This is a genomic window from Paracoccus aerius (assembly GCF_014656455.1).
Lineage (GTDB): Bacteria > Pseudomonadota > Alphaproteobacteria > Rhodobacterales > Rhodobacteraceae > Paracoccus > Paracoccus aerius.
On the sequence record NZ_BNCL01000002.1, the window covers coordinates 399,267 to 408,260 of the forward strand.

General features: G+C 66.5%; 9 protein-coding genes. 4 read left to right on the forward strand and 5 right to left on the reverse strand.

Features of this window, described 5'->3' with window-relative positions; all coding sequences use genetic code 11:
- Window positions 1–284 precede the first annotated feature (284 nt).
- From IE224_RS04105 to IE224_RS04125, 5 genes are all read right to left on the reverse strand, one after another.
- The gene (locus tag IE224_RS04105; RefSeq protein WP_191308247.1) at window positions 285–887 is read right to left on the reverse strand and encodes a queuosine precursor transporter; all 603 of its coding nucleotides are present in this window, start codon (window positions 885–887) and stop codon (window positions 285–287) included.
- A 178-nt stretch (window positions 888–1,065) separates the two neighbouring features.
- Window positions 1,066–1,959 (reverse strand): esterase-like activity of phytase family protein, encoded by an 894-nt coding sequence (locus IE224_RS04110; RefSeq protein ID WP_191308249.1) that lies wholly within the window; start codon window positions 1,957–1,959, stop codon window positions 1,066–1,068.
- On the reverse strand, window positions 1,932–2,795 hold the full coding sequence (gene mepA, locus IE224_RS04115; RefSeq protein ID WP_167620936.1) for a penicillin-insensitive murein endopeptidase: 864 nt from the start codon (window positions 2,793–2,795) through the stop codon (window positions 1,932–1,934). The genes IE224_RS04110 and mepA overlap by 28 nt, the downstream gene beginning before the upstream one ends.
- Entirely contained in the window at window positions 2,792–4,162 is a 1,371-nt protein-coding gene (locus IE224_RS04120) for an MFS transporter (RefSeq protein WP_191308251.1), read from the reverse strand. The genes mepA and IE224_RS04120 overlap by 4 nt, the downstream gene beginning before the upstream one ends.
- A gap of 42 nt (window positions 4,163–4,204) precedes the next feature.
- On the reverse strand, window positions 4,205–4,765 hold the full coding sequence (locus IE224_RS04125) for an acyl-CoA thioesterase (RefSeq protein WP_191308252.1): 561 nt from the start codon (window positions 4,763–4,765) through the stop codon (window positions 4,205–4,207).
- Between the two features lie 137 nt (window positions 4,766–4,902).
- Here IE224_RS04125 and IE224_RS04130 point away from each other — a divergent pair, with 137 nt between their 5' ends.
- The 4 genes from IE224_RS04130 to msrQ all read left to right on the forward strand — a co-directional run bounded on the left by IE224_RS04130 (window position 4,903) and on the right by msrQ (window position 8,849).
- Window positions 4,903–5,196 carry a YggT family protein gene (locus tag IE224_RS04130; RefSeq protein WP_167623339.1) on the forward strand — a complete coding sequence of 98 codons (294 nt, stop codon included), beginning with the start codon at window positions 4,903–4,905 and terminating at the stop codon, window positions 5,194–5,196.
- Window positions 5,196–7,241, forward strand: coding sequence for a DNA helicase RecQ (gene recQ, locus IE224_RS04135; RefSeq protein WP_191308254.1), 2,046 nt, complete (start codon window positions 5,196–5,198; stop codon window positions 7,239–7,241). The genes IE224_RS04130 and recQ overlap by 1 nt, the downstream gene beginning before the upstream one ends.
- Window positions 7,242–7,329: 88 nt before the next feature.
- Window positions 7,330–8,226: a protein-methionine-sulfoxide reductase catalytic subunit MsrP gene (msrP, locus tag IE224_RS04140; protein WP_191308255.1), complete on the forward strand. Its 897-nt coding sequence runs from the start codon at window positions 7,330–7,332 to the stop codon at window positions 8,224–8,226.
- Window positions 8,226–8,849, forward strand: coding sequence for a protein-methionine-sulfoxide reductase heme-binding subunit MsrQ (gene msrQ, locus IE224_RS04145; RefSeq protein WP_191308257.1), 624 nt, complete (start codon window positions 8,226–8,228; stop codon window positions 8,847–8,849). Before msrP ends, msrQ begins: the two co-directional genes overlap by 1 nt.
- Window positions 8,850–8,994 lie beyond the last annotated feature (145 nt).

Consider the following 8,994-nt stretch of genomic DNA (forward strand, 5'->3'; position numbering starts at 1 on the left):
GCGGCGTCCAAGGCAAGCGGCCCCCGCAAAAAGGCCGACAAAGGCCCAAAAGGAACGGGCCGCCCTAGATCAAGGCGGCCCGCGAGATCCACGGAGATGGTCCGGTTAGGGATGGGTAAGCATCCGGTCCCAACCAGGGTTTACGACCCTCGGGGCTGCCCTCAGGCCACGGCCCCCCTGACTGTTCCGACACCTCTCTCCAATATCACTCTCGACACTGGACCACCTCCTTTCAATGTGTTGCCGTTATAGGGAAAGCCTGCCACAGATCGGACCCGTGTCAATCAGATTGTTCGCTCGGCCCGCAACAAATTGCGCACGATGATGCGGAAGGGCACAAGGGTCAGTATGGCCAGACTCATCTTGACCATCCAATCGGCAGTTGCCAAGGAAACCCACAGCGCAGTGACCGGTCCTTGACCAAGCAGCGGAACGGCCTCGTTCGCCCAGCCCGTATTGGCGTCATGGGGCAGGGCCGCGGTAAAGGCGATGGTGAAGAAGATCGCCGTATCCAGCACCGATCCGACCGAGGACGAGGTCAGCGGCGCCACCCACCAGCGGCGCTGCCGCAGGGCGTTGAAGACGAGGATGTCGACCAGTTGCGCGATCAGGAAGGCCGCGCCCGAGCCGATGGCGATTCGGATGGTCGTCTTGTCCAGGCCAGCGGCGATGACCGAACAGATCACGCCCACGACAAACCCCACCAGCACGACGCGGCGGGCTGCGGCGGGACCATAGACGCGGTTCATCACCTCGGTGACCAGAAAGGCGAAGGGATAGGTGAAGGCGCCCCAGGTCAGCCAGTTGCCGACCGTGAATTGTACAAGGATGTTCGAGGCCACGACGATGATGGCCATGGCAAGGATGCCGGGCAGATAGCGGGTCATTGATGGTTTCCGTTTTACAAGGTCGCGGAACAACTCGGTCCCGCGGATGCGGGACAGCGCGGGCCTTAGGCGCAGGCCGGGTGCCTTGTCAATCGCGGCGGCCCCATCTTCTGTGGGCAAACATCCTCGGGGGGCAGGGGGGCGAAGCGCCCCTGCTATCGCGGGACGCAAGACACCCTCAGTCGCGCAGCCGGTATTCGACCAGTTCGGTGCGCTGCACGAACAGGAAGTTGTCGTCCGAGATCATCGTCAGCCTGATCCCTTGCCCGTCGTGCCAGACCGCGATCCCTTCAAGGTTGTCGTATTGCAGCGGCCGGGTGGTCAGCAGGATTTCCTCGTTCGCCGGGCCGTTTTCGGTCAGTTGCATCCGCCGGACGCGCGAGGCGAAGCCCAGGATGCCCTGGAAGTCGCGTTCAAGCAGGTAGAACCAGCCGTCAGGGCCGAAATCGGCGCCCACGGCCAGCCAGCGCGGGTCTCGGCGGATCTCTCCGGCCCGGCCCCAGCGGTTGTCGCGGAAGGTCAGGATCGGGAAGGGCTCGGCCTCGGATCCCGACCGTTCGGGAACGGCATAAAGCGTGCCGTCGCGGATCGCCACCGCCTCGAGCCCGGTATTGAGGCGCATCCCCGGCAGCTTGGGCGGCGGTTTCATGGGCCTGGCCCGTGCGTCCGGATCGGCATAAAGGGCCACCCGGTCCAGGCCCTCGAAGCTGACCCAGATGCGGCCGTCTTGGCCGATGGCCAGCCCTTCGCTGTCGCCGGTATAGCCGGGCGGCAGGGGGCGGCCCTTGCTGTCCTTCAGGTGCGCGCGTCCGGCCGTGTTCATCGCGCGGATGACGCCCTGCGAATCCCGCTCGATGCTGCCCCAGTACAGATGGGCCCGGTCGGTCAGGGCATGGAAGCGGCTGCCGTCTTCGCTGAGTTCGATCCCCGAGAAGCCGCCGAAGCTGTCGTCATCGCCCGACCAGACAAAGGTGCCCACATATTCCAGCGACGCGGCCGGCGCAGGGGCGCCGGCCGCGATCAGGAACAGCGACAGGAACGCCCCTAGGGCGCGCCGGCGACGGTTCGGCATTGGCTGGGCAATTCGGAAAGACGGAAGGTCCGGGGATGGCGGTAATTCGGGTCCGGCGGCGTGGGTTTGACGCGGCTTGGGTCGATGCGGTTCTTGATCCACTCGGCGGCCTCGGCGCAGCCGTCGCCCGGGGGCGGCGGATCCTGGCGGTCGCAGATCGACCCGCGCGGGCAGGACAGCCGGACATGGAAGTGATAGTTATGGGCGTTGATGGGCCGCACCTTGCGCAGCCAGGATCGGTCGCCGCGCTCCATCTGGCACATGGCGACCTTGGCGACCGGGTCGACGAAAATGCGTTCCACGCGCGGATCGCGGGCGGCGGCCCGCATGATCGACATATGCCCGCCGTTCCAGACATTCGTCAGGCCCACGCCCCGCCGGTCGGTGATGGACTCGGACGAGATGCTTTCGCGCTGCGCGGGCGACAGGTTCAGGGACGAGGGTGGCAGCATCCAGATGTCGGCGTCCAGCCCCAACTGATGGCTGGCATGCCCCGAGGTCATCGGCCCGCCGCGCGGCTGGCTCATGTCGCCGATGTAAAGGCCCCGCCATCCCGCCTGCTGGGCAGCCTGCGACAGACCGACCAGGAAATTGACCAATTCGGGATGGCCCCAGTTGCGGTTGCGGGACAGGCGCATGGCCTGCCAGCTTGGCCCGCTTTCGGGAAGCTGCACGAAGCCCTGGCCGCAACCCTTGGAATAGAAGCCGATCGACACGGCCGGCCCCTGCGATGCGCTTTGGAAGCTGCCGAAGACATCCTTGGCCAGCGGGTCGGCGGATGCGGGCATGACAAGGCCAGCCACGATGGCGGCGGCGGTCAGGAACTTGCGGATCACTGCTCTACCTCTCCTTCGGGTTTGACCCAGACTAGCAGAACAACCGACAGGATAAACAGCACGATCAGCGGAGAGATGCCCAACCGCTGGTTCCCGCTGATGTCGGTGACCACCGCGATCAGCAGCGGCGCCAGGAATGCGGTGGCCTTGCCCGACAGGGCGTAAAGGCCGAAACCCTCGGTCGCGCGTGCCTCGGTCGTGTGGCGGACCATCATCGTGCGGCTGGCGGCCTGCATCGCGCCGCCCGCCCCGCCGATCAGCGCGCCACACAGAAAGAAGACCAGATCCGGGACATAAAGGCGGCCGAAGACCGGGTTGTCGGGCACCGCCATGCCGAACAGCGTTTCCCGGTCCATGCCGACGACGACGACGCAGACGCCGGTCAGGATCAGGATCGTGCCGATGATGACAGGCTTCGGCCCCCAGGCACGGTCCGCGCGCCCGCCCGCCCAACTGACGATGGCCGCGGCTATTGCGCTGACCACGCCGAAGACGCCCGCCTGGAAGACCGGCCAGCCCAGCACGGTTGCCGCATAGACCCCCCCAAAGCCGTAAAGCGCGTTCAGCGCGTCGCGCGACAGCATGGATGATGCCAGCCAGGCCGCCAGGCTGTGGCGGTGCCGCAGGCTGCGGATCAGCGCCCACAGGTCGCGCATGGCCGGGCCGATGCGGATCGGCTGGCCCGGGCCGCGGGGTTCGCGCACCCACAGGAAGAAGGGGATCATGAAAAGGGCATACCAGATCGCCACGAAGGGACCGACGAAGCGGGTGCCTTCCCGCGCGGCGGGGTCCAGCCCGAACAGCGGATCCAGCCCCAGCAGCGTCTTGCCCGACGGCGTTTCCTGGAACAGCGCCAGCATCACGGCCAGCGACACGACCCCGCCCAGATAGCCGAAGGCATAGCCGGATCCCGACAGCCGCCCGATCTCTTCCCTCGGGGCCAGGCCCGGCAGCAGGGCATTGGTAAAGATCGTCGCAAACTCGACCCCGATCAGGCCAATGCCGAACAGGACCACCGCCTGCACCAGGGCCGGCTGCTGCGGCATCAGGAACCACAGCCCGGCAGAACCCACCACATAAAGGATCGAGAAGAACCGGATCCAGGGCATCCGCCGCCCCGAGGTATCGGCAATCGCCCCCAGGATCGGCGCGCACAGGGCGATGATGATGCCGCTGACAGACAGTCCGTATCCCCACAGGGCCTGCGCCTGCGCCCCCGCCAGGCGCAGGTCGCCGCCGATGGTCAGGAAATGGCGCTGCGCGACCTCGGCGAAATAGACCGAGAAGACGAAGGTCAGCAGAAGCGTATGAAAAGGCTGGCTGGCCCAGTCGAAGAACCACCAACCCCAGATCCGTTTGCGGTCCATCCCCCCTCGCGCGCCGTTCGCGGCCATAAGGCCGAAGCGGCGTCAGGCTGGCAAGTGGGCTTTTGCGTCAGGGGGAAGCACGGGCGGCCAGGGCCGCTGTCCGTCCGCCTCGATCCAGGCGGCGATCCAGTCGGGCAGGGGCGGGCTGTCGGGGGCTGCGCCAAGCGCGGCCATCACCTCGGCCGGTGGCACGATCCCCTGGGCCGAGGTGATGGCCGAGCGGATCAGGACCTGGTTGCAGCAGTCACCGCCCTTCCACATCGACTGGTCCATGTAGATGAAGCGGTGGTCCCAGCCCACCACGCGCGAGATCATGGTGAAGCGTTCAAAGGCGCGGATGCGGCGGCGATAGCGGACCGAACTGCCCGCGACGGTGATGCCCCATTTGCGGTTGCGCAGGACCGGGATCAGCCCGCTGCGCTGCGCCATGGGTATGCGGCCCAGGTCGAACAGGGTCAGGGTGCGGCCGTTGTTCAGCTCGATCCAGGGATCCAGATCCCAGGGCCAGCAGACATGGGTCGAGACATGCGTCCCCGTCACCCCGAGCCGCGGGGCATTGCGGAACTTGACCATCTCCTTGGCGAAGCGGAACAGGGGATACATCGCGGGTCCTTCGGTTGCCTGGTCCAAGGTCGTCGCCCCGGCCCACGTGATCGTCAACGGGGGACGCTGCGGCAACTTGCTTGCGAAGCCCGGCGCGCATCCCCATAACAAGCCCGAACGCGAAAAACGGGGGCATGATGGGAACGCTTTACGAGGCCTTGCAACTGATCCTGCAGGTGGTGTGGTTCGTGATGATCGTCCATATCATCATGTCCTGGCTGATCAATTTCCAGGTCCTGAACCTGCGCCAGCCGCTCGTCGCGCAACTGTGGGACGGGTTGAACCGCCTGCTGGAACCCATCTACCGCCCGATCCGGGGCGTGCTGCCGAATACCGGCGGCCTGGATCTGGCGCCACTGGTCCTGTTCATCATCATCATCATCCTGCAGCGCGCCCTGGCGAACAACGCGGGCTTCTTCTACGGGGTGTGATGCTGCCCCAGGACCCATCCGGCGACCTGCTGCGACAGGTCTGGGGCTTCGACGGTTTCCGCCCCGGCCAGCAAGAGATCGTCGAGGCGGTGGCCCAGGGCCGCGACGTGCTGGCGATCATGCCCACGGGCGGTGGCAAGTCGCTGTGCTTTCAACTGCCCGCGCTGATGCGGGACGGCGTGACGGTTGTCATCTCGCCGCTGATCGCCCTGATGCGCGACCAGGTCCGCGCCTTGCGCGAGGCGGGCGTGGCGGCGGGCGCCCTGACCAGCGGCAACACGGACGAGGAAACGGACGCCGTCTTTCAGGCCCTGTCGCGGGCCGAGTTGAAGCTGCTGTATATGGCGCCGGAACGGCTGGCCTCGGGCGGGACGCTGTCCCTGCTGCGGCGCGCGGGCGTGACGGCCATCGCCGTGGACGAGGCGCATTGCGTCAGCCAATGGGGCCACGACTTCCGCCCCGACTATCTGCGGATCGGCGACCTGAAGCGGGCCCTGGGCGTGCCGCTGGCGGCCTTCACCGCGACCGCGGATGTCGAGACGCGGGCGGAGATCGTCTCGCGCCTGTTCGACGGCAAGGAACCCGTCACCTTCCTGCGTGGCTTCGACCGGCCGAATCTGCGCCTGGCCTTCCAGCCCAAGAACAGCCCGCGCAAGCAGGTGCTTGATTTCGTGGCCGCCCGGCGCGGCCAGTCGGGCATCATCTATTGCGCCAGCCGGGCACGAACGGAAACGCTGGCGCAGGCGCTGACGCAGGCGGGCCATGCGGCGGTGGCCTATCACGCGGGTCTCGAGGCCGAGACGCGGCGCGCGGTCGAGGTGCGATTCCAGCGGGAAGACGGGTTGATCGTGGTCGCCACGATCGCCTTCGGCATGGGCATCGACAAGCCCGACATCCGCTGGGTGCTGCACGCCGACCTGCCCAAGACCATCGAGGGCTATTACCAGGAAATCGGCCGGGCGGGCCGCGACGGCGATCCCGCCGATACGCTGACGCTTTATGGCCCCGACGACATCCGCCTGCGCCGCACCCAGATCGACGAGGGTCTGGCCGAACCCGCCCGCAAGGCTGCCGACCACGCCCGGCTGAACGCGCTTCTGGGCCTGGCCGAGGCGACCGGCTGCCGCCGCCGCAAGCTGCTGGCCTATTTCGGCGAGGATCTGGCCGAGGATTGCGGGAACTGCGACCTGTGCATCGCGCCGCCGAAACTGTTCGACGCGACCCAAGCCGTGCGCAAGGCGCTGTCGGCCATCCTGCGCACCGGCGAATGGTTCGGCGCGACGCATCTGATCGACATCCTGACCGGCAACACGACCGAAAAGGTGCGCGAACGCGGCCATGACCAGTTGCCCACCTTCGGCGTGGGCCGCGACCACAGCCGCGCGCAATGGCAGGCGATCTTCCGGCAGATGATGGGCCGCGACCTGTGCCGCCCCGATCCGGAACGCCACGGCGCGCTCCACCTGACCGAGGCCGCCCATCCCGTTCTGCGCGGCGAGGAAAGCGTGACCTTGCGCCACGACACCACCGCGTCCCGCCCCGCCACGGTGCTGCGCACCCAGGTCAGCGAGGAGGACGAGCCGCTGCTGTCCGCGTTGAAGGCCAAGCGCCGCGCCCTGGCCGAGGCCGCGCGCGTGCCGGCCTATGTCATCTTCCCCGACCGCACCCTGATCGAGATGGCCGAGAAGCGCCCCCAGAGCCTGGACCAGATGGCCCAGGTCGGCGGGGTAGGGGCCAAGAAGCTGGAAAGCTATGGCCGCGACTTCCTGGCGGTGATCGCGGGCGAGGTGCCCGACATGCACCCGCAGCGCCGCAAGCTGGCGGGCCGCCCGGAAGGCGCGCTGTTCGACCGGCTGGTCGCGGTGCAGGCGGATCTTCTGCGCGGGCCGGACGGAACGGAAAAGCCGCTGTCCTGTTCCACCGCCCAGATCCGCCGCATCGCCGAGGCCCGTCCCGGCGACGAGGCCGGGCTGGCCCGCCACTTGGACCAGGCGCGGCTGGACCGCTTCGGCGCGGCCTTCCTGCGCGAAATCGCAGCGGCTTGATTGAATTGTCAGTGTAAAGTGAACGTGATGCCCTGCCCGGGGCGTTTTTGCGTCAGTATCCTGATGCGGCATCCTGTGGGAGAGAGTCATGAAACTTCGCTGGTCCGACGTTACCCCGAAAGCCCAATACCTCAACCGCCGCGCCTTTATCGCGGCAGGGGCGGTGACAATGGCGGCGCCCGCCTGGGCCCTGACCGGCAAGCCGTCGGCCTATTCGACCGTCCAGAAGCCGAACACGCTGGAAGAGATCACCAACTACAACAACTTCTATGAATTCGGCATGGATAAGACCGATCCCGCTCGCTACGCGGGCGCCATGACCACCGATCCCTGGTCGGTCGAGATCGGCGGCCTGGTCGATCGGCCCGGCAGCTATGGTGTGGACGACCTTGCCCCCGCCAACGCGCTCGAGGAGCGGATCTATCGCCTGCGCTGCGTCGAGGCCTGGTCGATGGTGATCCCCTGGATCGGCGTGCCGCTGGCGGGCGTGCTGGAAAAGGCGGGCGTCCAGCCCGGCGCCAAGTTCGTGGCTTTCGAAACGCTGTATCGCCCGGAAGAAATGCGCGGCCAGTCCCGCCCGATCCTCGACTGGCCCTACAAGGAAGGCCTGCGCATCGACGAGGCGATGCATCCGCTGACGATCCTGGCTGTCGGGCTTTACGGCGACGTGCTGCCCAACCAGAACGGCGCCCCGATCCGGCTGGTGGTGCCTTGGAAATACGGCTTCAAGTCGATCAAGTCGATCGTCAAGATCACGCTGACCGACCGCCAGCCCATGTCCACATGGGAACAGATGCAGCCTTCGGAATATGGCTTCTACGCCAACGTGAACCCGCAGGTCGATCACCCGCGTTGGAGCCAGGCCACCGAGCGCCGCATCGGCGCGGGCCTGTTTGGCGGGCGCGAGGAAACGCAGATGTTCAACGGTTATGGCGATCAGGTCGCCTCGCTTTATGCCGGGATGGATCTGGCAAGGAATTATTGATGCGTGCCGCCGTGAACGGATGGCTGCGGGTCATCCCGGTCTGGGCCCTGTGGCTGGGCGGGCTGGTGCCGCTGGCGCTGCTGGTCTGGGACACGCTTTATGGCGGATTGGGAATCGACCCGATCCGCGACATCGAACACAGGCTGGGGCGGACCGCGCTGTACTTCCTGATCGCCAGCCTGGCCGTGACGCCGGTGCTGCGCATCACGGGGGTCAGCTTCATCCGCTTCCGCCGCGCTCTCGGGCTTTTGTGCTTCACCTATGCGGGGCTGCATGTGCTGTCCTGGGCGGTGATGGACATGGCGCTGCTGTGGGGCGCAATGGCGCGGGACGTGGTCAAGCGGCCTTACCTGGTCTTTGGCATGGTGTCCTTCCTGATGCTGCTGGCCCTGGCGGTTAGCTCGAACAATGCCTCGATCCGCAGGATGGGCGGGACGGCTTGGCGCAGGCTGCACAAGTTGGCCTACATCGCCGCACCCCTGGTCACCCTGCACTGGATCTGGGCGCTTAAGACCTTCCCCCTGGAACCTGTCCTGTGGCTGTCGGCGATTCTGGTTCTTCTGGGCCTGCGAGTCGCCATCCCTAGGCCCATCCGCTGGGGCCAAGCCGCGACAGTGAAATAATTATTGCGCAAAATCAGATGTTTGCATGAAATGTGACCATTCTGCGAAAAAACTTCGCCTGACCCTCTTGCTCTCTGTCTTTGTCCTCCGTAAATACCGCTTCACCGAAGGCGGGAACGCTGGCGGGACGGAACGGAAGCGGGAT